The organism is Kitasatospora sp. NPDC057738 (assembly GCF_042798815.1).
In the GTDB taxonomy this organism is placed as follows: domain Bacteria; phylum Actinomycetota; class Actinomycetes; order Streptomycetales; family Streptomycetaceae; genus Kitasatospora; species Kitasatospora lactacystinica.
The window spans coordinates 1-25,736 of record NZ_JBHVJT010000107.1; the positions used below are offsets into that span (position 1 = coordinate 1).

Annotated in this window: 26 protein-coding genes; 8 read left to right on the forward strand and 18 right to left on the reverse strand. The window is 73.6% G+C overall.

The window, feature by feature from the left end:
* Nucleotides 1-107: 107 nt before the first annotated feature.
* From ACFVGO_RS36630 to ACFVGO_RS36640, 3 genes are all read right to left on the reverse strand, one after another.
* A complete protein-coding gene (locus ACFVGO_RS36630; RefSeq protein WP_380636466.1) occupies nucleotides 108-785 on the reverse strand; it encodes a hypothetical protein in 678 nt (225 codons plus the stop codon).
* A 94-nt stretch (nucleotides 786-879) separates the two neighbouring features.
* On the reverse strand, nucleotides 880-1,728 hold the full coding sequence (locus ACFVGO_RS36635; protein ID WP_380636468.1) for a hypothetical protein: 849 nt from the start codon (nucleotides 1,726-1,728) through the stop codon (nucleotides 880-882).
* The gene (locus ACFVGO_RS36640) at nucleotides 1,725-2,270 is read right to left on the reverse strand and encodes an RNA polymerase sigma factor (RefSeq protein ID WP_359898066.1); all 546 of its coding nucleotides are present in this window, start codon (nucleotides 2,268-2,270) and stop codon (nucleotides 1,725-1,727) included. Before ACFVGO_RS36640 ends, ACFVGO_RS36635 begins: the two co-directional genes overlap by 4 nt.
* Before the next feature lie 87 nt (nucleotides 2,271-2,357).
* Here ACFVGO_RS36640 and ACFVGO_RS36645 point away from each other — a divergent pair, with 87 nt between their 5' ends.
* The 3 genes from ACFVGO_RS36645 to ACFVGO_RS36655 all read left to right on the forward strand — a co-directional run bounded on the left by ACFVGO_RS36645 (nucleotide 2,358) and on the right by ACFVGO_RS36655 (nucleotide 4,950).
* Entirely contained in the window at nucleotides 2,358-3,269 is a 912-nt protein-coding gene (locus ACFVGO_RS36645) for a serine/threonine-protein kinase (RefSeq protein ID WP_380636470.1), read from the forward strand.
* An 87-nt stretch (nucleotides 3,270-3,356) separates the two neighbouring features.
* The gene (locus ACFVGO_RS36650) at nucleotides 3,357-4,244 is read left to right on the forward strand and encodes an LLM class flavin-dependent oxidoreductase (RefSeq protein ID WP_380636472.1); all 888 of its coding nucleotides are present in this window, start codon (nucleotides 3,357-3,359) and stop codon (nucleotides 4,242-4,244) included.
* Nucleotides 4,245-4,335: 91 nt separating this feature from the next.
* Nucleotides 4,336-4,950, forward strand: coding sequence for a hypothetical protein (locus tag ACFVGO_RS36655; RefSeq protein ID WP_380636474.1), 615 nt, complete (start codon nucleotides 4,336-4,338; stop codon nucleotides 4,948-4,950).
* A 27-nt stretch (nucleotides 4,951-4,977) separates the two neighbouring features.
* On the opposite strand, the gene ACFVGO_RS36660 is transcribed toward ACFVGO_RS36655, so the two are convergent.
* Genes ACFVGO_RS36660 through ACFVGO_RS36675 form a run of 4 tightly spaced genes read right to left on the reverse strand, consistent with a single transcriptional unit; the run spans nucleotide 4,978 to nucleotide 8,843 of the window.
* Complete coding sequence (locus ACFVGO_RS36660; RefSeq protein WP_359898058.1) at nucleotides 4,978-5,505, reverse strand: hypothetical protein; 528 nt, start codon at nucleotides 5,503-5,505, stop codon at nucleotides 4,978-4,980.
* The gene (locus ACFVGO_RS36665; RefSeq protein WP_380636476.1) at nucleotides 5,502-6,107 is read right to left on the reverse strand and encodes a hypothetical protein; all 606 of its coding nucleotides are present in this window, start codon (nucleotides 6,105-6,107) and stop codon (nucleotides 5,502-5,504) included. Before ACFVGO_RS36665 ends, ACFVGO_RS36660 begins: the two co-directional genes overlap by 4 nt.
* Nucleotides 6,104-8,386 (reverse strand): hypothetical protein, encoded by a 2,283-nt coding sequence (locus ACFVGO_RS36670; protein WP_380358679.1) that lies wholly within the window; start codon nucleotides 8,384-8,386, stop codon nucleotides 6,104-6,106. Before ACFVGO_RS36670 ends, ACFVGO_RS36665 begins: the two co-directional genes overlap by 4 nt.
* Nucleotides 8,387-8,399: 13 nt before the next feature.
* Nucleotides 8,400-8,843, reverse strand: coding sequence for a hypothetical protein (locus tag ACFVGO_RS36675; RefSeq protein WP_359898054.1), 444 nt, complete (start codon nucleotides 8,841-8,843; stop codon nucleotides 8,400-8,402).
* 215 nt (nucleotides 8,844-9,058) lie between these two features.
* Between ACFVGO_RS36675 and ACFVGO_RS36680 the strand changes: the two genes are divergently transcribed.
* Genes ACFVGO_RS36680 through ACFVGO_RS36695 form a run of 4 tightly spaced genes read left to right on the forward strand, consistent with a single transcriptional unit; the run spans nucleotide 9,059 to nucleotide 12,639 of the window.
* Nucleotides 9,059-10,036: an ABC transporter ATP-binding protein gene (locus tag ACFVGO_RS36680; protein WP_359898052.1), complete on the forward strand. Its 978-nt coding sequence runs from the start codon at nucleotides 9,059-9,061 to the stop codon at nucleotides 10,034-10,036.
* Nucleotides 10,020-10,919, forward strand: coding sequence for an ABC transporter permease (locus ACFVGO_RS36685; protein ID WP_359898051.1), 900 nt, complete (start codon nucleotides 10,020-10,022; stop codon nucleotides 10,917-10,919). The genes ACFVGO_RS36680 and ACFVGO_RS36685 overlap by 17 nt, the downstream gene beginning before the upstream one ends.
* Before the next feature lie 27 nt (nucleotides 10,920-10,946).
* On the forward strand, nucleotides 10,947-11,864 hold the full coding sequence (locus ACFVGO_RS36690) for an ABC transporter ATP-binding protein (RefSeq protein ID WP_380358675.1): 918 nt from the start codon (nucleotides 10,947-10,949) through the stop codon (nucleotides 11,862-11,864).
* A gap of 58 nt (nucleotides 11,865-11,922) precedes the next feature.
* On the forward strand, nucleotides 11,923-12,639 hold the full coding sequence (locus tag ACFVGO_RS36695) for an ABC transporter permease subunit (RefSeq protein ID WP_359898047.1): 717 nt from the start codon (nucleotides 11,923-11,925) through the stop codon (nucleotides 12,637-12,639).
* Between the two features lie 129 nt (nucleotides 12,640-12,768).
* On the opposite strand, the gene ACFVGO_RS36700 is transcribed toward ACFVGO_RS36695, so the two are convergent.
* From ACFVGO_RS36700 to ACFVGO_RS36750, 11 genes are all read right to left on the reverse strand, one after another.
* Complete coding sequence (locus ACFVGO_RS36700; protein ID WP_359898046.1) at nucleotides 12,769-14,010, reverse strand: MFS transporter; 1,242 nt, start codon at nucleotides 14,008-14,010, stop codon at nucleotides 12,769-12,771.
* Nucleotides 14,011-14,073: 63 nt separating this feature from the next.
* Nucleotides 14,074-14,796, reverse strand: coding sequence for a FadR/GntR family transcriptional regulator (locus ACFVGO_RS36705; protein ID WP_359898045.1), 723 nt, complete (start codon nucleotides 14,794-14,796; stop codon nucleotides 14,074-14,076).
* Between the two features lie 173 nt (nucleotides 14,797-14,969).
* Entirely contained in the window at nucleotides 14,970-15,815 is an 846-nt protein-coding gene (locus tag ACFVGO_RS36710; protein WP_359898043.1) for an HAD family hydrolase, read from the reverse strand.
* A gap of 52 nt (nucleotides 15,816-15,867) precedes the next feature.
* Nucleotides 15,868-17,142 (reverse strand): serine--tRNA ligase, encoded by a 1,275-nt coding sequence (gene serS / locus ACFVGO_RS36715; RefSeq protein WP_359898041.1) that lies wholly within the window; start codon nucleotides 17,140-17,142, stop codon nucleotides 15,868-15,870.
* Between the two features lie 551 nt (nucleotides 17,143-17,693).
* Nucleotides 17,694-18,629 (reverse strand): prephenate dehydratase, encoded by a 936-nt coding sequence (gene pheA / locus ACFVGO_RS36720; RefSeq protein WP_359898039.1) that lies wholly within the window; start codon nucleotides 18,627-18,629, stop codon nucleotides 17,694-17,696.
* A 135-nt stretch (nucleotides 18,630-18,764) separates the two neighbouring features.
* On the reverse strand, nucleotides 18,765-20,105 hold the full coding sequence (gene efeB / locus ACFVGO_RS36725; protein WP_380636481.1) for an iron uptake transporter deferrochelatase/peroxidase subunit: 1,341 nt from the start codon (nucleotides 20,103-20,105) through the stop codon (nucleotides 18,765-18,767).
* A gap of 5 nt (nucleotides 20,106-20,110) precedes the next feature.
* Complete coding sequence (locus ACFVGO_RS36730) at nucleotides 20,111-22,168, reverse strand: FixH family protein (protein ID WP_380358647.1); 2,058 nt, start codon at nucleotides 22,166-22,168, stop codon at nucleotides 20,111-20,113.
* 13 nt (nucleotides 22,169-22,181) lie between these two features.
* Nucleotides 22,182-22,697: a copper chaperone PCu(A)C gene (locus tag ACFVGO_RS36735; RefSeq protein WP_359898035.1), complete on the reverse strand. Its 516-nt coding sequence runs from the start codon at nucleotides 22,695-22,697 to the stop codon at nucleotides 22,182-22,184.
* Nucleotides 22,694-23,362 carry an SCO family protein gene (locus tag ACFVGO_RS36740; RefSeq protein ID WP_359898031.1) on the reverse strand — a complete coding sequence of 223 codons (669 nt, stop codon included), beginning with the start codon at nucleotides 23,360-23,362 and terminating at the stop codon, nucleotides 22,694-22,696. Before ACFVGO_RS36740 ends, ACFVGO_RS36735 begins: the two co-directional genes overlap by 4 nt.
* A 77-nt stretch (nucleotides 23,363-23,439) precedes the next feature.
* The gene (locus tag ACFVGO_RS36745) at nucleotides 23,440-24,189 is read right to left on the reverse strand and encodes a YcnI family protein (RefSeq protein ID WP_380358641.1); all 750 of its coding nucleotides are present in this window, start codon (nucleotides 24,187-24,189) and stop codon (nucleotides 23,440-23,442) included.
* A gap of 184 nt (nucleotides 24,190-24,373) precedes the next feature.
* Nucleotides 24,374-25,198, reverse strand: coding sequence for a hypothetical protein (locus tag ACFVGO_RS36750; protein ID WP_359898027.1), 825 nt, complete (start codon nucleotides 25,196-25,198; stop codon nucleotides 24,374-24,376).
* A gap of 230 nt (nucleotides 25,199-25,428) precedes the next feature.
* On the opposite strand from ACFVGO_RS36750, the gene ACFVGO_RS36755 reads away from it, so the two are divergent.
* Nucleotides 25,429-25,736, forward strand: a 308-nt coding sequence (locus tag ACFVGO_RS36755) for an ATP-binding protein (RefSeq protein WP_380636483.1), incomplete at its 3' end; no start/stop codon positions are given.

Sequence of the window (25,736 nt, forward strand, 5' to 3'; positions counted from 1 at the left end):
TCTTCCCCCCCCCACACCCCCCCCCCCACCCCCCTCCTCCCCCCCTCCCCCCCCCCCCCGGGGGGCCGGACCGCCCCCGTCCCCATCATTTCTCCCGGGGCCGCCGTTCAGGAGGAAAGGCGGTTCAGTGCCGCGGTGGTGATGCCTTCGACGGCGGCCGGGGTGGAGCCGGGCTGGCCGGTGAGCTCGACGATGGCGACCCTGGTGCCGCTGCGCAGGACCGCGACCCCGCCGGCGGCGGTGCCGTCGCCGTTGTAGGCCGGGTACCAGCGGGCGGTGCCGCCGGTGACGGTCAGGCTGTGGGCCGCGCCGTAGTACCAGTGGCCGGCGGGCTCGTCCTGGCAGCCCTCGACGAGCGCGACGAGCTGCTGCTCCCAGGTGGCGGCCGCGGTCCCGGTGGGGGCGTTCGCGGCCGACTCGATCAGCATGCCCTTGGTGTCCAAGGTCCAGTGCACGGACGCGTACGCGGTGGCCTTGTCCTTGGTCAGGTCGTGCATCGTCTCCTCGCCGGAGCACGCGGACAGCCCCTGGCGTCCGGTCAGCTCGATGGTCGCGCCGACCGGGTTCATGCCCTTCTGGAAGTCCTCGCTCTGGACAAGGTGGGCGGAGCCGAGTCCGGGCGCGGCGACCGCGGTGCGGTGCGGTGCGCTGTGCGCGGCCCCGTCGGCGGTGGCCGCCTGGGTGCCGACGACGCTGGCCGTGATCAGCGCGGCGGCGAAGCAGGCCGCGGCGGCGACCCGGTTGCGGCGAACGGACTTCTGCTGGACGGCCTGGTTTTCGGTCATCTGGTCCCCCTGCTGGTCGGGACGCCTGCTGCGCCCTCGTACAACCGGGGAGATGCCGCCGGGGGAGGGAAAGCCGGAGCCCGGAGCGGCTGTTTCACAGCTGTGACAGAGCGGCCCTGACGACGTGGTCCATCGCGGCCGTGCCCAGGCAGGCGTGGACGTTCAGCACTCCGTAGTGGCTGCCGCTGCGCAGCACGGCGATGCCGCCGCAGGGCTCCTTGCCCTCGGGCGCTCTGCCGGTGGTATTGAGGGTTCCCTCGTAGGTGCCCATCCAGCTCGCGGTGGCGTCCGGGGCGAGCTGCAGTGTCGTGGTCCTTCCGTAGACCCAGTGCCCTGGCGGTTCCTCCTTGCAGGGCACCTCCTCCAGCAGCAGGCGCTCGGTGAAGTTCTGCGCCAGGGAAGGGCTCGGGGCCTCGGCGGCGACCTCGCGGGCGACCTGGTCGACGCGGTCGGCGGCCGGCGGGGGGTCGCCTGGTTCGGTGCGGGGGCTGGTCGTCAGTCCGCGGAAGTGGGCGCCGGGCCCGCCCAGGGTCTGTTTGGGGGTCGTCTCGCCGGAGCAGGCCGAATTGGCGTCGAACACGTCGCCGTACCAGTCGGTGACGTGGATCTGCCCGATGCCGATGTCCGGGCCGAACGCCGCGGGTTCCACAAGGTTCGCGGTCGTCATCGGCCCGGTCGCACTGGTCGGAGAGGCGGAGCCGGAGGCCGAGGACGCGGGCGCCGGGACGGACCCGCCGGGCGTCGCGGGAGCGGACGCGCCCTGGGACGCCCCGCCGACCGCGGCACCCGACTGCGCTGTCGGGTGCGCGGTGTCGCCGGGGGGCGGTGGCAGGACGAACCGGCCGGCCGCCAGCCCGAGCGCGGCGGCCGCCACCAGGGCGGCGACGGCGGACCGGCGCCGGACGGCGACGCGGCCGCGGCCCGCCGGAGGGGCGCCGTTCACAGGCCGGTGACCAGGCGCTCGCGCATGAAGTGGCGGGCCCGGTCGATACGGTCCTTGACCGTGCTCAACGGGGCGTCCAGCTGCTCGGCCACCTGGACGTAGGTCAGGTCGCCCAGGTCGCGCAGCACGAAGGCCTCCACCAGGGCGGGGTGCTGCCGCTCCAGCGCGGCCAGCGCCTCCATCAGGTCGAGCCGGGTCCCGGCGATGACGCTGGTGGTGCGCGGGTCGACGGACTCGGGGAGGTCGGCGTGGCTGTCCTCGGCGCGCCGGCGCATCGAGCGGTAGGTGGACCGGGCGGCGTTCGAGGCGATCACCGTCACCCAGCCCTGGAAGGAGCCGCGGCCGCCGTAGTCGCCCAGGTGCGTGCTGATGGACAGCAGCGCGTCCTGCGCTGCCTCCTCCGCGTCGGCGTGGTGGGGCAGGAAGCGCGAGCAGCGGCGCAGCACCACCGGCCGCAGCTTGGCCAGCAGGTACTCCATCGACCCCGGGTCGCCCGCCCGAGCAGCCGCCACGAGCCGTTCCAGCTCGCCTTCCTCGAACATCCGGATCCCCCCGTGTCGTCCCGCCCGGCATGCCGTCCGTCGAACGGGAGTTCCGCACTCCCCCCGACTCCGGCAGAATGCTGCCACATGCGCAAGCTCGGCCGTTACCTCCTTCTGGAGCGGCTCGGAGCCGGCTCCTTCGCGACGGTCTGGAAGGCCTACGATCCGGAGCTCGACACCGAGGTCGCGGTGAAGGTGCTGGCCGAGAACTGGGCCGCCAACGCCGATGTGCGCGAGCGGTTCCTGGCGGAGGCGAGGCTGCTGCGCCGGATCGCCAGCCCGCGGGTGGTCCGGGTGCACGACGTCGGGGTGCAGGAGGACCGGCCCTACTTCGTCATGGACTACGTACGCGGCGGCACCCTGGCGGACCGGGTCGGCCAGTGCGACCCGCAGGAGGCGCTGCGGCTGGCCGCGGAGGCGGGCTACGCGGTCCAGGTCCTGCACGAGGCGGGCGTGGTGCACCGCGACGTCAAGCCGTCCAACCTGCTGCTCGCCACCGGCTCCGCGCCCGCCGCGGTGCTGGTGGCGGATCTGGGCAGCGCGAAGCAACTGGCCGACGCGTCCGGGCTGACGGTGACCACGGGCACGCCCGCGTACATGGCACCGGAACAGGCCTTCCAGACCGGTGGGTTCGACGGGAGGGCCGACGTGTACGCGCTGGCCGTCGTGGCCTACGAGCTGCTGACCGGGCAGAAGCCGTTCGGCCCGGGCGGACGCGCCACAGCCCTGATGACCGGCCGGTCCACCGCCTCGACGCTGCCGGTGCTCCCGGCCGGAACGGAGCTCCCGCCGAACATCGCCCTGCTGCTACGGGCCGCGATGTCCGTCGAGCCGGCGGACCGACCGCCGACCGCCCAGGCCTTCGCGGACGCGCTGCTGGCTCCGGTCCCGCAGTCCCGGCGCCTGGAAGGCCCGGGGTGGCTGACCCCGCGCGCGGTCTGTCTGGCGTCGGGCGCGGTGTTCACGGCGACGACCCTGCTGACCTGGCTGCGGCGTTGAATCCGGCAGGGGGCCGGTCCGCACCGGCCCGAACGGCGTCCCCGACGAGCGGGCCCGGCCGCTGACGGCTGCCGTAGGGTCGGCGGTATGCGACTGAGCACCGTGATCCTCCCCGTCCACCGGTGGAGCGAAGGGCAGAAGATCTGGCGGCGGGCCGAGGACCTCGGCTTCCACACCGCGTACACCTACGACCACCTGTCGTGGCGGTCCTTCCAGGACGAGCCGTGGTTCGGCTCGCTGCCGACGCTGACGGCGGCGGCCTGCGCCACCGAGCGGCTGCGCCTGGGCACCCTGGTGACCTCGCCGAACTTCCGGCACCCGGTGACGCTGGCGAAGGAGCTGATCACGCTGGACGACGTGTCCGGCGGCCGGTTCACGCTGGGGGTCGGGGCCGGCGGGACGGGCTTCGACGCGACGGCGCTGGGGCAGGAGGCGTGGTCGCCGAGGGAGCGGGCGGACCGGCTGGGGGAGTTCGTGCCGCTGCTGGACGAGCTGCTGCGCAGCGACGCCACCACGCGCGAGGGCACGTACTACTCGGCGGTCGAGGCGCGGAACATCCCCGGCTGCGTGCAGAGCCCGCGGCTGCCGTTCTACGTGGCGGCGACCGGCCCGCGCGGGCTGCGGCTGGCCGCCGAGCACGGGCAGGGCTGGGTGACGTACGGCGACCCGAAGGGCCCGGCGGACGTGCCCGTCGAGCAGGCGCCCGGCGTGATCGCGCGGCAGATCGAGAAGCTGGCGGCCGCCTGCGAGGAGCGGGGCCGGGACGTCGCGACGCTGGAGAAGGTGCTGCTCCAGGGCTCGACCGCGGAGAAGCCGCTGCAGTCGGTGGAGGCCTTCGTCGACTGGGCGGGCACCTACCGGGAGCTGGGCGTCACCGAGCTGGTGATCCACTGGCCGATCCCCGACTCGATCTTCGCCAACGACCTCGCCGTCTTCGAGGAGATCGCCACCGAGGGCCTCGCCCGGCTGGGCTGAGCCCCGTCGGCGGGGCGGGCGTCGGCCCGGGGCGCTAGTCTGTCGGCCGCATACCGAACTGATCATGCGTCACCACGGGGGTTCCTTCGTCATGCCTTCTTCCAGCTCCGGCTCCAGGAGACTTCTCACCACCGCCCTGGTCGCCGCCGCGGCGTTCGGCCTGGCCGCCTGCGGCCCCGACGACAGCGCGGACCAGGGCGCGGGGGGCGGGGCGACCACCGCCGCCTCCGCCGCGCCCACCGCCGCCCCGGCCGGCGCCGCGAGCCAGGCGCCGAGCGGCAAGCCCGCGGGGACCGGCAAGCCCGCCGCGACGGGCACGCCGTCCGCCGACGGCGAGCCGGAGGGCTTCTGCACCCACGGGCCGCTGCCCGCCGGGCAGAAGTGGGTCTACCCGGCGAAGGGCACCAGCGCGACGACCCTGGTCTACAAGGACACCAAGGACGCCTGCGGCGTGAACGACGTCGTCTTCGAGCCGGTGGGGGCGGACAAGAGCGCCCCGTTCGCGCCCACCGCCAAGGGCCACCTGAGCTCGGTGCTGGCCCCGCCGAAGGACGTCAACCTGGCCGACCTGGTGAAGCACGTCAACGAGTGCCTCGCCGCGCCGCACAACGAGAAGGGCTCGTACCCCTGCTCGGCCGGTGACTACAAGGTGGCGATCGACGCCTCCGGCAAGGTCACCGAGCTGTGGGAGCGGGCCCACAGCTGACGGGCGCCGGGAGCGGCGCCGGCCGGCTCACATCACTTCGAGCCGTTCGGCGCCGCCCGCGCAGCCGAGCTGCCGTTCGGCGGCCCGCTCGGCGAAGCCGCCCGCCAGTTCTCCCATCCGCTTCCGGCCGGGGCCGTCGGGAAGGTGCCCGCCGTCCTTCACGGTGATCCTGAGGACGGCCCGGTAGGCCTCGGTCCGGCCGTTCACCGAGCAGCCGAAGGCGGCCGCTCCGAGGGTGTCGCCGCCGGACCGCACGTCCCCGAACTCCGCGTCGGCGGTCAGCGACCGCCCGTCCTCTCCGGAGATCCGGCAGTGCAGGGACGGCTTGACCTCGGCCGTCGCCGACGTGTACTCCGTGACCGCGAAGACCCGGGGGGCCCGGCCGAGCAGCCCGGCGACGGCCGGGTCGTCCAGCAGGCCCCGGCACTCCCCGTGCGACAGGGAAACGGCCGGTGGCCGGTACGCGCCGTGGTCGAGGTACAGGTGCCAGCCGAGCAGGCCGCCGCCGAGCAGCAGCGCCGTCGCGCCGGCGAGCAGCGCCTGGGAACGCTTCATGAGCACCGGTCCTTCCTCGCCTCCACCAGCGCGGCCCGGGTGAGCTCTTCGAGGTCGGCCCGGCCGCCGTCGCCGGAGGCGCGGGCGGCCTCCCCGGCGGTGACCTCCAGCTGGACGTAGTCGTTCGAGGTGTACTTCCCGCCCAGGCAGCTCGCGGCCACGGCCGCGCCGCCCGGCCACGAAGTGCCGAGGCCGGCGATGTCGAAGGCGCGCGCCTGCGGGTGCTTGGCGCCCTCGGCGGTGAGGGCGAGCTCGCCCTGGCGCCGGACGGACGTGAAGGTGATCGCACCGCGTCCGTCGACCCGGACGACACAGGTCTGCGGGTCCTGGCCGATGAGGGCCTTCGTCTCCTCCTCCACGTCCTGGCCGCCGTCGGGCAGCAGCCGCGCGAGCGGGGTGCCGTCGCCGGTGGGCATCCGGCAGAGGTGGGCGGCCCGGCCGGGCGGGTCGGCGGGGCGGTGGCCCCGCCAGTCCAGGTAGCCGACGGTCCCGGCCCCCGCCACCGCGAGGACCAGCACGCGGGGGAGCCACCACCGGCTGTCGAGGCGCCACCCCCACCGGTTCGTCAGGAAGCGGCCCCACCGGGCCGCGAGGTCCTTCACGCGCCGCCCTTCGCGTGGTTGACGTGGTTGTTGACGACCCCGTTGCTGTAGCCGTTCATCACGTTGATCCCGGCGCTCTCGGCGAGGCGGTTGACGTCCTCGCGGCTCATCCCGGAAGTGCCGCCGGCGTCCTTGACGGCCTGCTTGACGCTGCCCACCGCCTGGTTCTGTCCGCTCGCGTTCTCGTCGCGCGCCGTCTGGTCGCCGGCCGCCGTGGTGTCCTGCTTGTTGGCCTCGATCACGCTCTCGGCGATCGAGTCGATGATCTGGTCGGCGACCTCGCCGCCCAGCGGGATCTTGTCCGTCACGGTGCCGATGACGGCGCTGAAGGCGTCCTTGCCGTAGCCGACGTTCTTCTCCAGTGCCTCGTTGAACTCCTTGTCGGACTCGGCGTGCTTGTAGTGCACCTCGTCGACCCGGGCCTCGTTGAGGATGCCGCTGGCGATCCCGCCGGCGTGGGCGATGTTGTTGATGTCGACGTTGAGCCGGGCGAAGTCGGTCTGCCCGCCGTCCATGTGGCCGCGGATGAGGGCGGTGGTGTACGCCTGGTTGGCGTTGACCACGGCGCCGTAGGACTCCGGATCGCGCCCGAGCGCGTCCATCAGCCCCTCCACGGAGGACTTGCCGAGGTTGGCCGGCGAGCCGTTGACCGGCAGTTCGTGGGTGAGGGCGAGCGCGTTCTGCACGTCGCCGATGTACTCGGCGGTCATGTGCCCGAGGCTGCCCCGCATGGCGGCGAGCTTGCCGTCGCCCTTGATGTCGTCCAGTCCGCCGTCGTCGCCGTGCCGGCCGAAGGTGTCCACGACCCGCTTCATCAGGTCGGCCTGCTCGGTGGTGTGCCGCTCCGGCGGGACGGGCCCGGGCTCGTCGTACGGGTGGCCGGTGGTGGCGGCCTCCAGGGCGCGGCCGAAGGCGGCCGGCCCGGCCTGCTTGCTCGCGTCCCACACCTTGGAGTCCCGCGAGGTCGTGTCCGGGATCCAGTCCTTGTCGTGGGCGTAGTAGTCGAAGTAGTCCGAGGGCTTGGGCTTGCCGCCCTGGTTGACCGTGCCGTCCTGGTTGTACGCGGTCGGCTGCTCGGTGAAGAACTTGTTGGCGGCCTCCGGGCTGTGCGCGAGCGCCTCCAGGACGGCGGTGGTGGGACGGAAGCCGGAGCCCGCCTCGTCGCCCCCGGTCAGGTTGAAGCCCTGGATCTTGGAGCCGGGCGGCGGGGCCGGCCAGTACCTGTCCTGGGTGTCGAGCTGGGTGACGTGCTCGGCGATCGGGTTGATGAAGTGGGCGTCGTAGTTGCCGTTCATCAGGATGCCGGAGAGCACCTGGTAGCCGTACGGCACGTAGTCGAGGCCGGAGGCCCGGTAGGGCTTGTCCCAGACCGGCTGGGATCCGGCCTTGCGCAGCGCGGCGGACCACTCGTCCGACAGGTGCGGCTCGTTGGTGGTGCGGGTGGCGGTGGCGAGGGTGAGTCCCAGGTTCTTCTGGAGGTCCTGGTAGGCCTTCCAGCGCGGGGACTTGTCGTCGCGGGGGTGCGCCGGGTCGCCGACCATGCCGTTCCAGGACTTGATCAGGCCGTCCGGGCCGAGGTCCTGGTAGAACTTGGTGGCGAACTTCGGGTCGTTGCCGTGCGAGGCCAGCAGCGAGTTCAGCTCGGTGAGTTCGGGCTCGGTGATGTCGCCGCCCTTGGCGGCGAGCTGGGCGGCGCGCTTGCCGTCGGCCTCGGGTCCGCCGCCGATGGCCTTGCCGTTGAAGGACTTCTGCCCGTCCGTCATGCTGTCGGCGCGCAGCGCGTAGGCGATCCGCTCGTCGGCGGCGGCGGCCTCGGCGACGGCGGCGTCGATCGCCTTGCGGGCGGCCTCCGCCTTGTCGCCCCACTCCTTCTGGTAGTCCCGGAGGGCCTCGTAGTCGTGCCGGGTGGCGTTGTCGGCCGGGGGCCAGCTGACGGTGCCGTTGTCGGTGACGGTCAGCCCGGCCGTGCGGGCGTCCGCGACCGCCTTGTCCAGTTTGGTCTTCGCCGCCTTGAACTCGGTCGACGCCTCCGTGAAGATCGAGGCGAAGGCGTTCGCCTCGGTGACGGCGGCGGTCAGCTGCTCGTTGGTGCGCTGCAGGCCGGGGCGGGCCTGGTCGGCCGAGGGGCCGGTCCAGCAGGCGGAGTTGACCTGGGCGATGACCGTTCTGTCCCAGTCGTCGTCCATGGACTTGAGCTTCTGGGCCACGGTGGTCCAGGCGGTGGCGGCGGTGTCCAGGACGCCGAAGTCGGCGGTGCTGAGCTCGTGGAAGTCGACCATCGCTGCTCTTCTCTCAGGCGCCGAGGTCGTGCTGGACGGCCGACTCGTTCTGGCGGTAGTTGGTGGCGGTGGCGCGCAGCGCCTGGGTGGTCTGCCCGATGGTGCCGCCGAGCGCGGCGACGCACTGGTCCCAGGTGCCGGCGGCGCCCGCCGCGGCCTTGCCGGTGCTCCAGTTGGCGAGCGAGGTGGAGACCTTGGCGGTGGCCTCGTCGGCGCCCCGGCCGTCGGCGTTGAGGCGGGCGTGGATCTGGTCGGAGTTGTTCCCCGCGGTGGTCAGCGCGTTGGGGTCGGCGCTGAAGCCGGTCCCGCCCCCGCCGCCTCCCCCGCCCGGTGCCGAGGCCGAGTTGAGCTGCGTGCGGGCCGTCTCCTGGGCGCGGGCCCGGTCGGTCAGGTTCCCGTCCGCGTCGTAGGCCCAAGGGTTCATCATCCGGTCGAACGCGGTCGCCCGATCAGACATGTCGATCGATCCCCTCCCGTGCCGGCACGCTGTTCCGGCACCCCCGTTGGCAAAGAATGTGGCAAGTACGTCAAGAGTTCGACAAAGGGTACAGGCGGGTTCCGGTTTTGCCGAACCCCTAGGGGAGAGGGGGGCCGACGTCATACCGCAGCAGCAGACGGGCTCGTCATTCGAGCTCATGACCCCTGCCGCGCAAGACCGTTACGGTGGTCGGCGTGTCCACAGCTGTCATCAAGACGGACGGCCTCACCAAGAGGTTTCCCCGGGTCACCGCGCTCGACCAGCTCACCGTCGAGGTGCGGCCGGGTGTGGTCGGCCTGGTCGGGGCCAATGGCGCGGGCAAGTCCACTCTGATCAAGATCCTTCTCGGGCTCGCCCCGGCGACCTCCGGCCGGGGCGAGGTCCTCGGCCTGGACGTCGCCACCCGCGGGTCCGAGATCCGCGCGCAGGTCGGCTACATGCCCGAGCACGACTGCCTGCCACCGGACGTCTCCGCGACCGAGTTCGTGGTGCACATGGCCCGGATGGCGGGCCTGCCCGCCACCGCCGCCCGTGAGCGCACCGCGGACACCCTGCGGCACGTCGGCCTCTACGAGGAGCGGTACCGCCCGATGGGCGGCTACTCGACCGGCATGAAGCAGCGGGTCAAGCTCGCCCAGGCGCTGGTGCACGACCCGAAGCTGGTGCTGCTGGACGAGCCGACCAACGGCCTCGACCCGGCCGGCCGGGACGAGATGCTGGGGCTGATCCGCCGGGTGCACACCGACTTCGGCATCTCGGTGCTGGTCACCACCCACCTGCTCGGCGAGCTGGAGCGGACCTGCGACCACCTGGTCGTGATCGACGGCGGCAAGCTGCTGCGCTCCTCCTCCACCGCCTCCTTCACCGAGGCGACGGCCGTCCTCGCGGTCGAGGTCGGCGACCACCCGGAGGACCACGGCCTGGAGCCGGGCCCGGCGGTCCGCGAGCGGCTCGCCGCGGTCGGCCTGTCCGTCCAGTCCGAGGGTTCGCACCAGCTGCTGGTCCGGCTGGCCGACGAGTCGACGTACGACACCATCCGCGACGCCGTCGCCGAACTGGGCCTCGGCCTGGTCCGGTTGGAACAGCGCCGGCACCGGGTCGCCGAACTCTTCACCGACTCCCAGGACACCGAGCAGAGCAAGGGAGGGACGAACGATGGCGCTGCCTCCTGACACCAGGTCCGCCGACACCGGCGTCATCCACGACATCGGCTACCGCGGCTACACCGGCCCCCGGCTCGGCCGCTCCTACGCGACCCGCGCGCTCTTCACCCAGAGCCTGCGCGCCGCGTACGGCCTCGGACGCTCCGGCAAGTCCAAGGTGCTGCCGATGCTGGTGCTGGGCGTGGTGACCGTACCCGCGCTGATCATGGTGGCGCTCTCGGTCGTGATGAAGCGCGAGGAGCTGCCGGTCGAGTACGCCGGCTACCTCTCCATGCTCAGCCTGGTGGTCTCGGTCTTCCTCGCCTCCCAGGCGCCGGTACTGCTCTCCCGGGACCTTCGCTACCAGACCGTCCCGCTCTACTTCTCCCGCCCGATCACCCGCACCGACTACGTCCGGGCCAAGTTCGGCGCCATGGTCTGCGCCCAACTGCTGCTGATGGCGGCCCCGTTGCTGGTGCTGTACATCGGCGCGCTGCTCGGCGGGATGGACTTCGGGCACAACACCGGGCACTTCCTGTACGGCCTGGTCGCGGCCGTCCTGTACGCGGTGGTGCCGACCTCGGTCGCCCTGGTGATCGCGGCCGCCACCCCGCGCCGCGGCTTCGGGGTGGCCGCCATCATGGGCTACCTGGCGGTCAGCGCCGCCCTGGGCGCCGCCGCGGTTGGGATCAGCAACCCCAGCACGACCGGCTCCGACACCGCGCAGTGGATGTCGCTGATCTCGCCCACCGACCTGGTGGAGTCCCTGGTCAACGAACTGTTCGGCCTCGGCGAGGGATTCGACCGCCGGCACGCGCCGGGCGGCCTGGGCCTCGCCGTGTTCGCGCTCGTCGCGGTGGCCATGGTGGTCGGCTCGTACCGGCTGCTGCTGCGCCGCTATCGCAGTGTCTAATCCAACTGCAGTGTCTGAGAGGGCGGCATGGCCACCATCAGCATCGACAAGGTCTCCCGCTGGTTCGGGAACGTGGTCGCGGTCAACGACATCACCATGTCCATCGGCCCCGGCATCACCGGCCTGCTCGGCCCCAACGGGGCGGGCAAGTCCACCCTCATCCACATGATGAGCGGCTTCCTGGCCCCCTCCAGCGGCTCCGTCACCCTGGACGGCGCGCCGATCTGGCGCAACCAGCAGGTGTACCGGCAGATCGGCCTGGTGCCCGAGCGGGAGTCGATGTACGACTACCTGACCGGCTGGGAGTTCGTCCTCGCCAACGCCGAACTGCACGGCCTGCCCCAGCCGGGCGCCGCCGCCGCCCGGGCGCTGGACCTGGTGGAGATGGCCTACGCCAAGGACCGCCGCACCGGCACCTACTCCAAGGGCATGAAGCAGCGGGTCAAGATGGCCTCCGCACTGGTCCACGACCCGTCCGTCCTGCTGCTCGACGAGCCCTTCAACGGCATGGACCCGCGCCAGCGGCTCCAGCTGATGGACCTGCTGCGCCGCTTCGGCGCGGACGGCCGGACCGTGCTGTTCTCCTCCCACATCCTGGAGGAGGTCGAGCAGCTGGCCCGGCACATCGAGGTGGTGGTCGCCGGACGGCACGCCGCCTCGGGCGACTACCGCAAGATCCGCCGGCTGATGACCGACCGCCCGCACCGCTACCTGGTCCGCTCCAGCGACGACCGCCGGCTCGCCGCCGCGCTGATCGCCGACGGCTCGACCACCGGCATCGAGGTGGACGAGCGGGAGCGGGCGCTGCGGATCGAAGCGGTGCACTTCCAGGGCTTCACCACCCTGCTGCCGAGGGTCGCCCGGGAGGCCGGCATCCGGCTGTACACCGTCTCCCCGGCGGACGAATCGCTGGAGAGCGTCTTCTCCTACCTGGTCTCCGCATGAGCGGGCACGTGAGCGCCGCCGCCAGGACCGTCGTTGCCCAGGAAGGGGCGGACCGACCATGAACCCCACCGTCGCCAGGCTGACCCTGCGAGGGCTGCTGGGCCGCCGCCGCGGCCTGCTGCTGCTGGTGGTCCCCGCCCTGCTGCTGATCGTCGCGGCCATCGCCAGTGTGTCCAGCGCCGACCCCCACGAGACGGCCGGCAACATCCTCGGGGCCCTCGGCCTCGGCACGCTGATCCCGATCCTCGGGCTGGTCGTCGGCACCGGGGTGATCGCCAACGAGATCGACGACGGCTCGATCGTCTACCTGCTCGCCAAGCCGCTGCCCCGGTGGCGGATCGTCACCACCAAGCTGGTCGTCGCGATCGGCGTCACCTGGCTGTTCTCGGTCGTCCCGACGCTGCTGGCCGGGCTGCTGCTGGTCGGCACCCAGGACGGCGTGGCGCTCGGCTACACCGTGGCGGTGCTGGTCGCCGGCGCCGCGTACAGCGCGCTGTTCCTGCTGCTCGGCGTGGTCACCCGGCACGCGGTGGTGGCCGGGCTCGCGTACGCCCTGATCTGGGAGTCGACGGTCGGCAACTTCGTCGAGGGCGCCCGCACGCTGAGCATCCAGCAGTGGGGCCGCTCGGTGGCCGAGGCGGTCGCCGGGCAGAACGCGATCACCTCCGACGTCTCGCTCGCGGCGGCCGTGCCGCTGCTGCTGGTGGTCACCGTCGCGGCGACGGTGTTCGCCTCGGTGAAGCTGGCCGGGATGACGCTGGCCGGCGAGGAGTGAGCCCGGCCCGGCACTGAGCCCCCGTACGGCAGTGGGCCCGCTAGGGCAGTGGACCCGGTACGGCAGTGGGCCCCGGACACCTGAGAAGGGTGTCCGGGGCCCACTGCCGCGTTCTCGCCTGCGAGCGGCTCAGAGGGTGCGGTTGCGGCCCGCGCCCCAGCCGGCCGCGCCGACCACCAGGACCAGCACCAGCATCAGCACCAGCGGGGTCTCCCAGCCGCCGGTCAGCTGGCGCAGCGCACCCGCGCCGACCGGGCCCGCCGCCGCGACCAGATAGCCGATCGCCTGCGACATCCCGCCCAGCTGGGCGGCACCGGCCGCGGTGCGGGTGCGCAGCACGATGAACGCCAGGCCCAGGCCCAGCGAACCGCCCTGGGCCACGCCCAGGATGGTCGCCGACACCCACGCGGCGGAGACCGGCGCGACCAGCAGCATCGCGATGCCCAGCCCGTTCAGGGCGACCATGGTCAGCGCCAGCCCGCGCTGGCTGGTCATCCGGCCGGCCATCAGCGGCACCAGGAAGGCGCCCGCCACCTGCACCAGGTTGGAGAAGGCGAAGACCAGACCGGCCTGGCCGCGGTCCATGCCGTGGTCGGCCAGGATGGTCGGCATCCAGGCGACCAGGGTGTACACCAGCAGCGACGAGATGCCCATGAAGAGGCTGATCTGCCAGGCCAGCGGGGACTTCCAGATGCCCTCGATCGGCTTGGCCGGCGCGGCGGCCGCGGCCACCGCCCCCTGCCGCTCCTGACGCGAGCGCAGCACCTGCGGCAGCCAGGCCACCGCCGCGATCAGCGCGAGCAGCGACCAGGCGCCCAGCGAGGCCCGCCAGCCGCCGCCCAGCGCGTGCTCCAGCGGGACGGAGGTGCCGGCCGCGAGGGTGGCGCCGACCAGCATGGTGGTCGAGTAGACGCCGGTCATGGTGGCCGCGCGGTCCGGGAACTCGCGCTTCACCAGGCCCGGCATCGACACGTTCAGCACCGCGATGGCCACGCCGATCACCACGCAGCCCGCGTACAGGGCCGCCACCGAGGGCAGCACCCGCAGCAGCACGCCCGCGCCGAGCACCAGCACCGCGCCGAGCACCACCCGCTCGGCGCCGAAGCGGCGGGTCAGCCGGGGCGTGAGCGGGGCGCCGACGCCCTGGAACAGCACCGGGACGGTGGTGATCAGCCCGCTCGCGGTGGCGGACAGGCCGAAGGTCCGCTGGATCTCGCCGACCATCGGGGAGACCGCCGCCAGGCAGGCGCGCATGTTCAGCGCGACCAGCAGGATGCCGGTCAGCAGCAGGAGCGGATGGGCCGCCCGGGTGCGGAGGGGGAGCGGGGCGGACGTGGTGACAACCGGCTGCTGGGCACGGGTGACGGCCATGGATGTGCTGTTCTTTCGTGAAGGTGCGTGGATGCGGACGGCGGAAGGGAGGCTCGCGCCGTCCTACTTCCGCGCCGCGATGGCCGCGAGCAGCTGCTCGACGGCCGCGGTCGGGCCGGCGAGCAGCGCACGACACGCCGCCTCGGCCCGGTCCGGGTCACCGCTCTCGATCGCGTCGACCAGCGCCTCGTGGGTCGCGACGACCGCCTCGGGCATGTCGTGGTCGCCGAAGGCGGAGGTCATCGCCTCGCGCACGGAGGCGCCGAAGTAGCGGTACACCTCGGCCAGCGCGGGGTTGTGCGCGGCCTCGACGACGGCGGTGTGGAACTCCAGGTCGTGCTCGACGGTGGCCTCGCGGCTCGCCCGCTCGGGGTGCGCCGCGAACACCTCGGCCTCACGGGCCAGCGCGGCGCGCATCCGCCGGATGTCCTCGGGGGTGTGCCGCAGCGCGGCCAGCCGGGCGCCCTCGGTCTCCAGCGCCGCGCGGACCTCCAGGACGTCCCGGATGCCCGAGCGCTGGACGCCGCGCAGGACGGACGCCGGGTCGCTGGTGGAGCGGACGAACGTCCCCTCGCCCTGCCGGGAGACCAGCATCCCGGCGTGCACCAGCACCCGGATGGCCTCCCGCACGGTGTTCCGGCCGACGGCCAGCTGCTCGGCCAGCTCGTGCTCGGTGGGAATCCGCGAGCCCACCGGCCACGCCCCACCCGCCAGCTGCGCCCGCAACTGCTCGATCGCGGTGTCCACCAGGGAGCGCCGCCCGGCCGCCTGCAAACCGCCGCTCATGCCGGACCTCCCTTTCCACCGCACACGTCATCACCGGTCGTCGGTCATCCTACAACCGCTTGCCCGGTCATCCTACAACCCACCCCTGACCAGCCCATGAACCCTGGATGTACCCCCGGACACGGATCCCGCGCCCGTCGGTGGGGTGGCCGGGCGCCTCCCCGCCGGAGGCGTCAGCGCTGCGGGTAGAGGCGCTCCAGGACCGCGGCGACGCCGTCCTCGTCGTTGCTGGTGGTGACGGCGTCCGCGACGGCGAGGAGTTCCTCGTGGGCGTTGGCCATGGCGACGCCGTGGGCGGCCCAGCCGAACATCGGGACGTCGTTGGGCATGTCGCCGAAGGCGATGGTGTCGGCGGCGCGGACGCCCAGGCGGCGGGCGGCGACGGCCAGGCCGGTGGCCTTGGACAGGCCGAGCGGCAGCAGTTCGACGACGCCGGCGCCGGCCATCACCACGCCGACCAGGTCGCCGGCCGCGCGCCGGGCGGCCTCGGCGAGGGCGTCGTCGGTGAGGGCGTGGTGCTGGATGTAGAGCTTGCTGAGCGGGGCGTCGAACAGTCCGCCGCGATCGACCCGGACGACCGGCAGGTCGGAGCCGATCAGCAGCTCGTAGCCGGGGCCGGCCAGCACCTGGCCGTCGAGGCCGTCCTGGTTGGCGGCGACGGCCAGCGGGCCGGTCTCGGCCTCGATCTTCTCGATCGCGAGCGCGGCGAGCCGCCGGTCCAGGGTGAGCGAGGTGAGCAGCTTGTGCGCGCCGGCGTCGTACACCTGGGCGCCCTGTCCGCAGACCGCTATCCCGGTGTAGCCGATCTCGTCGAAGACCGGGCGGGCCCAGACCGCCGAGCGCCCGGTGACGATGATGTGCAGCGCGCCCGCGCCGGTGGCCGCGGCCAGGGCGGCGCGGGTGCGCTCGGAGACGGTCTCCCCGCTGGTGAGCAGGGTGCCGTCGAGGTCGGTGGCGACCAGCCGGTAGGGCAGGCCGCCACCGCCGGGGGAGGCGAGGCTGGGGCTGATGGTGCTCATGGGCCTTACGTCTCCCGGGAGTTGCGGGTGGTGCTGGGTGGTGCGGGCCGGGTTACTTGACCGGTTCGAGGACGGTCCGCCCGCCGAGGTACGGCCGCAGCGCCTCGGGCAGGACGACCGAGCCGTCGGCCTGCTGGTGGTTCTCCAGGATCGCCACGATGGTGCGCGGGACGGCGACCAGGGTGCCGTTCAGGGTGGCGAGCGGGCGGGTCTTGCCCTCCTCGCGCATCCGGATCGCCAGCCGGCGGGCCTGGTACTCGGTGGTGTTGGAGGTCGAGGTGACCTCGCGGTACTTGCCCTGGGTGGGGATCCACGCCTCGATGTCGAACTTGCGCGCGGCCGAGGCGCCGAGGTCGCCGGAGGCGACGTCGATCACCCGGTACGGCAGCTCCAGCGCGTTGAGGAAGTCCTTCTCCCACTGGAGCAGGCGGCGGTGCTCGTTCTCCGCGTCCTCGGGGGTGGTGAAGACGAACATCTCCACCTTCTCGAACTGGTGGACGCGGATGATGCCGCGGGTGTCCTTGCCGTAGGTGCCGGCCTCGCGGCGGAAGCAGGACGAGTAGCCGGCGTAGCGCAGCGGCAGCTTGTCGGCGTCGAGGATCTCGTCCATGTGGTACGCGGCGAGCGGGACCTCGCTGGTGCCGACCAGGTACCGGTCGTCCTCGGCGAGGTGGTACACGTTCTCGGCGGCCTGGCCGAGGAAGCCGGTGCCGTCCATGGCGGCCGGGCGGACCAGGGCCGGGGTGATCATCGGGGTGAAGCCGGCCGCGGTGGCCTGGGCGATCGCCATGTTGACCAGGGCGAGCTCCAGCAGCGCGCCGACGCCGGTCAGGTAGTAGGAGCGGGCACCGGCGACCTTGGCGCCGCGCTCGGTGTCGATCGCGCCGAGGATCTGGCCGAGCTCGACGTGGTCGCGGGGCTCGAAGCCCTCGGCGGCGAAGTCGCGCGGGGTGCCGATCTCCTCGAGGGTGACGAAGTCCTCCTCGCCGCCGACCGGGGCGGCCGGGTCGATGAGGTTCGCCAGCGAGCGGAGCAGGCGGTCGGCCTCCTCCTTGGCCGCGCCCTGTTCGGCGTCGGCGGCCTTGACCTCGGCGGCCAGGTCCTTGGTGCGCTGCAGCAGGGCGGCCTTCTCGTCGCCCTTGGCCTGGGCGACCTGCTTGCCGAGCACCCGCTGCTCGTTGCGCAGTTCGTCGAAGCGGCTGCCCGAGGACCGGCGCCGTTCGTCGGCGGAGAGGAGGGCGTCGACCAGGTCGACGTCCTCGCCACGGACGCGCTGCGAGGCGCGCACTCGGTCAGGGTCCTCACGGAGCAGGCGAAGGTCAATCACAGGCCCAAGCGTACCGGGCGACCGTTCCTCCACCAGTACGGCATTTCCCCTGGGGATAACTCCCCCGATCCTGTGGATAACTTCTGTGGGGAACGCTCCGCCGCCGGGTTATCCACAGGCCCGACCCCTGGCCTGTGGATCCAAGGGGAGGGTGGCCCTCCGTGTGAACGAACCAGGGAATTGAGGTTTCAAACCTCAATCAACCTTCCCGAGTGAGGGAATTGAAGCACTCGGACGGGTGATTTGCCGGCAACCGGGTGACTCTGGTCCGATTGGTCATCTCTGCGACGCAAACCGATGGTCCGACCAGTTCTGGGCAATGGCTATACCGGTTTGTCGACTCTCCCCCGGCCTGTGGATAACTCGGGGCTGTGGACAGCGGGGAGCCCTGTGGACAGCGGCCCCCGGCCCCGGGCCGCCTGTGGACGACGGACGGGGCCGTCCGCCCCGCCCTGTCGACCCGATCCAAAACAGTCGGAAAAGGTCGGAAAGACAAAAGATGCAATCAGGGTGTCCGGACGGCTGCGGAGGTCGGGGATGCCCCGCGGGCCTCAGATGTTCCCGCGGCCGTCGAGGGCGCGGGAGAGCCAGTCCGCCGCCGAGGAGAAATCCTCGTCCGAGGTCCCCGGCCGCCGGTGGGTGGACTCCTGCCGGTCGGCGCGCGGATAGGAGCCCAGGTACCGCACCTGCGGGCAGATCCGCTTGAGCCCCATCATCGCCTCGCCGACCCGGCGCTCGGACAGGTGGCCCTCGCAGTCGATCAGGAAGCAGTAGCTGCCCATGCCCTCGCCGGTCGGGCGGGACTCGATCCGCATCAGGTTGACCCCGCGCACCGCGAACTCCTGGAGCAGCTCCAGCAGCGCGCCCGGGTGGTCGTCCGGCAGCCAGACCACCATCGAGGTCTTGTCCGCGCCGGTCGGCGAGGAGACCCGGCCCGGACGGCCGACCAGCACGAACCGGGTGGCCGCGCTCTTGGCGTCCGCGATCTCCTTGACCAGCGGCTCCAGCCCGTAGATCGGCGCCGCGAACTCCCCGGCGAACGCGCCGTCGTAGCGGCCCTCGGAGACCAGCCGGGCGCCGTCCGCGTTGGAGGCGGCCGACTCCCACTTCGCCTCCGGCAGGTTGGCCGCCAGCCAGCGCCGCACCTGCGGCTGGGCCACCGGGTGGCTGGTCACCGTCTTGATCCCGGACAGCTCGGTGCCCGGTCGCACCAGCAGCGCGAAGGTGATCGGCAGCAGCACCTCACGGTAGATCATCAGCGGTGCGCCGGAGGCGAGTTCGTCGTTGGTCGCGGTGACCGCGCCCTCCACCGAGTTCTCGATCGGGACGAACGCCCCGGACGCCTCCCCGCCGCGCACCGCGTCCAGTGCCAGCGCCACCGAGGACAGCGGCACCAGTTCCCGGGTCGCCGCCTCGGGCAGGGTGTGCAGGGCCGCCTCGGTGAACGTGCCGGCCGGTCCGAGGTAGGTGTAGCGGGTGGCCGACATGATGCCTCCGTGGGAATCTCGGTGCTGCGCGGGCGGAGTGTGCCGAAGCAGTCACCCTAACGACTCCGCGGCCCCGGCAGGAAAGCGTTCCACCGACCGGAACCGCGGCGGTGCGTCCCGGTGAATCCGGGGGAACTACCCCTCCAACAACTGCTGTCCGAGGTAGCCGCCGGGCGGCGGGCCCGGTGGCAGCGCGTACAGGCCGCCGGCCTCGTGCCGCAGGAAGCGGGAGAGGCCGTCGCCCCGGGAGAGCTTGCGCTGCACCGGGGTGAAGCCCTTGCGCGGGTCGGCCTGGAAGGCGAGGAAGAGCAGCCCGGCGTCCGGGGAGCCGTCCGGCAGCAGCCCGTCGTGGTACGAGAAGCCGCGGCGCAGCATCGCCGCCCCGCCGTTGGCCGCCGGGGCGGCGACCCGGATGTGCGCGTCGGCGGGGATCGCCAGGGTGCCGTCCGGGCCCTGCGCGGCGAGGTCGACCGGGGACCGCTCGCCGGCCCCGGCGGGTGCGCCGAGCGGGGCGCCGTCCGACTTGCGCCGCCCGATCACCCGCTCCTGCCGGTCCACCGGAAGCGCCTCCCAGTGGTCCAGCAGCATCCGGATCCGCCGGAACACCAGGTACGAGCCGCCGGCCAGCCAGCCCGGGTGGTCGCCGCCGGCGGCGCAGAACACCGTGGCGGCGAAGCCCTCCTCGTCCGGCCGGGGGTTGTTGGTGCCGTCGATCTGGCCCATCAGATTGCGTCCGGTCACCGGCCGCGCGGCGGCGCCGGGGGTGCGGGCGAAGCCGGCCGACTGCCAGCGCAGCGCCGCCGTCCCGGCCGCGAGCCGCTGCAGCACCCGCAGGGCGTGCACGGCGACCAGGGCGTCGTCCGCGCCGATCTGGACGAACAGGTCGCCGTCGCCGCGGGCCGGGTCGAGCGCGTCGCCGGGGAAGGCGGGCAGCGGTTCGAGCCCGGGCGGGCGGCGGTCGGCCAGCCCGGCCTTGTCGAACAGGGCGGCGCCGAAGCCGACCGTGACGGTGAGCGAGCAGGGCCCGGCGTCCAGCGCGACCTGGCCGTCGAACTCCTCGGCCGGCTCCCCTGCGGTCAGCCGCTCGGCCGCCTTCGTCCAGCGCTGCAGCAGGGTGCGCAGCCCGTCCCGACCGACGCCCACGGCCAGGTCGAAGGCGGCGAGCTGGACCCTGGCCTGTGCCGGGTCGGTGATCCCGGCCTGGTGCTCGCCGCGGAACGGCACCCGGGCGGAGCCCAGCGTCCCGCCGGACGGGCCCGCCGCGTCCGCCGTCCCGCCCGGCCGGCCGTCCAGGGCGACGGCCCCGGCGACGCCCGCGCCGGCGCCGGCTAGCAGTCCGGCCCCGGCGGTGCCGAGCAGCGCCCGCCGGGTGAAGCCCGCGGGTCCCGCCGGACCCGATCCGTGGTCCGGCGGACCCGACCCGTGGTCCGCCGGGCCGGGCTCCGCCGCAACGGGCTCCGTGGATGTGTCCGTCATCCCGCTCACCCGATCCTGAACTGCTGGGTCGGAGTGGTCTGGTCGATGTCGGAGGAGCGGATCTGCACCGACACCACCCAGTTGCCCGCCAGCGGGAGCTGCGCGGTGCCGATCCAGTGGCCGGTGCCCTCCGGGGTGAGCGCGACCGGCAGCGGGCCGAGGTCGCGGTCCGGCAGGGTGAAGGCGAGCTCCACCTCGGGGACGTCCACCGGCTGCCCGTCCGCGCCCGCGAGCGCGAGCGTCACCTCGTTCGGCCCGGTCCGGGCGGGGTTGAGGGTGACGGTCGCGGTGCCCTTGGCGTTCGGCGTCCGGCCCTTGGTGTCGTACGGGAGCTTGAGCTCGACGGTGCGGCCCGGCTCGGTCTGCGGCGCCACCGGGGCCCCGCCGGCCGCCGGAGCGGCGGCCGCCCCGGCCTTGAGCTCGCCCGCGACCCGTCCGGGCGGGGAGTTGGTGAGCATCGTGGTGACCACCAGCACCGCCACCGCGACCAGCGCCTCGACCAGCACCGAGCGGCGCAGCCCGGCCCGGGTCGGGGTCAGCCCCCGGTCGCGTCCGGCGCTCCGCAGGGCGGCCCGCTGGCGCTCCAGCTGCGCCTGCCGGACCGGGTCCTCGCTGTGCGTCGCCACGGCGACCGGTTCCGGCAGTTCGGCCGGTGCGACCTCCACCGACTCGGCCGGGGCCGAGCGCAGCCGGGCCAGCCAGGAGCGGGAGATCCAGGCGACGCCGAGCATCGCGACCACGCAGCCGCTCTTCACCAGCAGCAGCCGCCCGTACTCGGTGCCGGTCAGCGCGCCCCAGCTGCCCAGGCCCCGCCAGGACTGGTAGATCCCGGTGGCGGCCAGCACGGCCACCGAGCCGAAGGCGATCCTGGAGAAGCGGTCCACCACCTCGGCGCCGACGCCCTCGCGCAGCGCGACCAGCAGCGCGGCCAGCCCGCCCAGCCAGAGCGCCATGGCGAGCAGGTGCAGGATGCCGAGCGGCAGCGCCAGCCAGACCTGGATGCCCACCGAGGCGTGGTCGGCGCCGACCCAGGTCGCCGAGAGGGCGACCGCCAGCACCAGCCCGGCCACGCCGAGCCCGAGCCGGACCTCGCGCTGCGGCCGTTCGGCGGCCCGCCGCTCCAGCTCGCGCAGCTCGGCGGCCTCGGCGTCCTCCTCGGACACCGCGAGACCGGCGGAGCCGTCGGCGTCCTCGGAGCCCTTGGAGCCCTCGGAGCCGTCCTCGTCCCGCGGCTTCGGGACGACCGGCCGCGGCGGCTGCCCCAGCTGCCCGACCAGCAGCGACAGGAACACCCCGCCCGCCGCGAGCAGCAGCAGCCGGGCGGCCAGCGCGGTGCCGATCCGCTCGTCCAGCGTGGCGCGCATCAGCGACAGGTCGAAGGCCTGCCCGATCCCCGAGCCGCGCTCGTACGGGCCGCGCAGCATCAGCACGGCGACGGTGGAGACCAGCAGCGCCGTCCAGCCGGTCATCAGCAGCCGCTGCACCCGGCGCCGGGCGGTGCCGGCCGGCCAGCAGATCAGGACGAAGGCGGCGACGCCGACCAGCAGCGCGAACGCGGTGTACGCGACGGTGCGCCCGGTCCCGTACAGGAAGGCGACCAGGCCGTCGGCCTCCGCGCCCTGCAGCGCGGTCGCCGACACCGAGGTGTCCGAGGGCGCGCCGATGGAGAAGGTGAACGCCCCGCCGACCGGGTGCGAGTCGTCCGAGACCGCCCGCCAGGCCACCGTGTACGTGCCGTTGGCGAGCCCGCCGCGCAGCCCGACCCGGGCGGTGTTGCCCTTGCCGTCGGCGTGCGCCGGGTTGCCGGTGTCCACGGCCTGGCCGGCCGGGTCGAGCACCCGGACGGAGTCGCCGGAGAGCGAGACGGACTCGCTGAAGGTCAGCGTCACCGCCTGCGGGGCGGTGGCGACGACCGAGTTCTGCCGCGGGTCGGTGGAATCCAGGGTGGCGTGCGCGGAGGCCGGACCGGCGCCCGCGAGCATCAGCGCGAGCAGCGCGCCGAGCATTCCGAGCACCCCGGCGATCCGGCGGTGGGTGGCCTTCTCCAGGCCGGCCGACTGCATGGTGGCGGTCCCCTTAACTCTGGCTGGGCCGGTAGGTGAGCTCCTTGACCGGAACCTTGACGGAGATGGTGCCGGACTTGGCGAAGGTGAGGTCGAGCTCCAGCTCGTCGCCGAGGGCCGGGGTCTTCTGCCATCCCATGATCATGAGGTGGTTGCCGCCCCGGGCGAGCTGCAGGGTGCCGTGCGCGGGGACGTCGAGACTGTCCACCTGCTCCATGGTCGACGCGGTCGAGCGGTGCATGGTGACCGACCCGGCGGCCGGGCTGGTCACCTTGAGCAGCTCGTCCTGTCCGCCGTCGTTGCGGACGGTCAGGTAGCCGGCCGCCATGCCGCCGGCCGGGGGCAGCGGGATGTAGGAGTCGGCGACGCTGAGCCTGGCCGGGCCGCCGGCGGCACCGTCCTGCCCGCCCGTGCCGCCGCCCGTCCCGCAGGCGGCCAGGATGGCGCCGCCGCCCAGGGCCGTCGCGACGACGGCACCGAGCAGGGCGGTGCGGCGGAAGCGGCCGGTTCCGGTCTGCACCGAGGTCACGCCGCGACCCCCTTGGCGAGCAGCGGCAGGTCGTGCTCGTAGGTCTTCTCCTCGGTGCCGCTCATGTAGAGCACGTGCGCCTTGTCGTCCGAGGGGAGGAAGGCCAGCACCTGCGCGCCGTGGGTGGAGGTGACCGTGCCGTCCCCGTTGACCACCGGGTCCTCGATCATGATGCCGAGCGACTTGGCCGCGGTCTTCACCTTGGCCAGGTCCCCGGTGAGGCCTATGAAGTCGCTGCCCATCGAGTCCAGCCAGGTGCGCAGCACCTGGGGGGTGTCGCGCTGCGGGTCGGTGGAGACGAAGACGACGTTGACCTTCTGCCGGTCCGCCTCGGGCAGCGCCTTCATCGCGACGCCGATGTCGCCCATGGTGGTCGGGCAGACGTCCGGGCAGCTGGTGTAGCCGAAGAACAGCAGGGTGGCCTTGCCGTTGGTCTGCTGCCGCAGGTCGAAGGGCCGGCCGGAGGTGTCGGTCAGCTGGAGGTCCGGCTTCTCGAAGTTCTTGGCGAGCTTGGTGCCCTGGTACGGGGTGTCCTCCTTCTGCCGGGTGACCTTGGCGACGGTGGAGTCGCCGCCGGAGGAGCCGCAGGCGGAGAGGGTCAGGGCGGCGGCCAGTGCCAGGGCGGCCGCGCCGGCCAGGCGGGTGGTGCGGGTGGTGCGGGGCATGCGAGTTCCGATCGTGCGCGGTGGGCCGCCGGCGGGGCCGCACCCGTCCTGCGGGTGCGGCGCCGCCGGCGCGGGGGTCAGGAGGCGGAGCCGCCGTTCTTGCGGCGCAGGCCGAGCACGCCGACGGCGGTGCCGATCACACCGACCACGATGCCGACCACGCCCAGGGTGCGGGCGGTGGAGTCGCTGGACTTGGTGTCGCCGGTGGAGGCGGCGTGGTCGGAGCTGTCCCCGTGGGCGCCCGCGGCCGGGGACGCGGTGACGCCGTGGCCGTCGCCCTCGGCGGCCTTGGTGAGCTTCAGGACGGGGGCGGGCTTGGCCGGCTCGGGCTGGCCGTCCTTGGACTCGTCGATCCAGCGGGCGATGTCGCCGTTGTCGTAGGTCTGGAGGGTCTTGAAGACCAGGCTGTCGGTGTCGGTCGGCAGCGGGCCGAGCGAGACCCGGAACTCCTGGAACTGGCCGGGGGCGATCTTGGTGCCGGCGTCGGCGGTCCAGGTGATCTTGGAGACGGCTTCGGTGACGTCGTTGCCGTGCACCTTGATCGGCTTGTCGAGCTTGGCCTTCTCGACCGCGGCGGTCCAGCCCGGCAGCGGCAGGGTCCGGACCGAGGCCAGCGGGTGGTCCAGCGGGAGGTTGACCTCCAGCTTCACCGTGCCCGCGGTGTCGCTCTCGTTCGGCACCCGGAAGTCGACGGCCGTGTAGCCGCCCTGGGCGGCCGCGCCCGGGTTCACGGTGACGTGCGCGAAGGCGGGGCCGGCCAGCGCCACCACGGAGGCGGCGGCGGTGAGGGCGACGGCGGCGAGACGACGGGTGGGAAGGGAACGCATGATGCGGGTCTCCGATCGGAGCTCGGCGGCAGCCGGTACCGGGCGACGGACACGATCCGTACCGCGGGGGCCGCGCGTGGGGAGGTGGGGGCAGAGCCTCGGGCCGCCCCGGTGGTCGGGGGAACGGCCGGACGGTGCGCACACCGGCACCCGACGCGGCCGCAGGGCCGCCGGGAGACGCCGGTCAGTACGCGAGGGCCCCGCACGGCGGACCGCGCCGCACCACGCTGTGCCGCAGCACCGCACCCGTCGGGAACAGGCTCTCCCCGCCCCGGGCACCGAACCGGCGGGCCGGGCCCGCCACGCCGAACAGACCGCGCAGCAGCGCGGCCACCAGCGCGAACGCCGTGCGCAACGGCGCCGCCCAGTGCTCCCGGGCCGCCGTGGCGGCCACCCGCAGCAGCCGCCACAGCGCCGCCTCGCCGCGCCGCAGCCACCAGCCCGCGACCAGTGCGGCACCCAGGTGCCCGGCCAGCATCGACGGCGTCATGCCGAGGACACCGGCCTGCCACCAGGGCGCGGCGGCGAACGCGTGCGGATCCAGGCCCGCGGAGGAGACCAGCTGCTCCGCGGACGGGCCGCCGGACAGGCCGAGCAGCGTGCCGGGGCGCGCCTCGTTGCAGATCAGCCGACCGGCCACCTGCGGCACGGTCAGCGGCCCGGGGCCGCCGTGGTGCATGCCCGGCATGGAGCCGTTGAAGCCGTTGAAGCCGTGGAAGAGACAGTGCAGCCCGAGCTGCCCGGCACCCAGCGCCCCGGCGATGCCCGCCAGCGAACGCTCCCGCCCGCCGCAGACCGCCGCGAACGCCAGCACCGCGGCGAAGCCCAGCGCCAACGCGGTCGGCGGCACGTTCCCGCCCCCCGCCAGGGCGTGCCCGGCGGCCGCTATCAGGGTGCAGACCAGCGCGAACGGGACCGCCCGGGCAAGCCGCAGGTCCCAGGCGGCGGACCCCACCGGCTGAGCCGGTCCGGGGGCGCCCGGGAGCGGGGCGGCGGCGAGGGCAGTCATGGCCGGGCCATCCTCTCATTGCGTACGCCGCCGACACGGGCAGGGTGGGAAATCCCTACGAATGCCCCTTTCGGCGGCGGCGTGCGAGGGGGCGTACGCGTCGCCCGGCACAGACCCCGTCCCCCGGTCCATCCGCCGAACGGGCGGTAGCGGCCCCCGGGCACGGTTCACCCGCGAATCGCCCGGAGATACCTAGTTGTATGTGGAGCCGCAGCCAGGAGGGACCTCCCGTGGACATCTGGTGGACTCTGCACCTCAAGCGCGACCCGGCCAGCGTCCCGCTGGCCCGGCGCATCCTGCTCGGTGCGATGGCGACCGCGGGCGTCGACCCGCAGATCGCGGACGACCTCGGCGTCGCCCTCACCGAGGCCTGCGCCAACGCCGTCGAGCACGGCGCCACCGGGCGGCCCGACGACGGCTTCCAGGTCACCGCCTCGATCTGCGGCGACCGGCTGCGGATCGAGGTCACCGACTCCGGACCCGGCCTGCCCGCGCCCGCTCCCGCCGGAGCCGCCGCTCCCGCCGCCGTCCGCCGCCC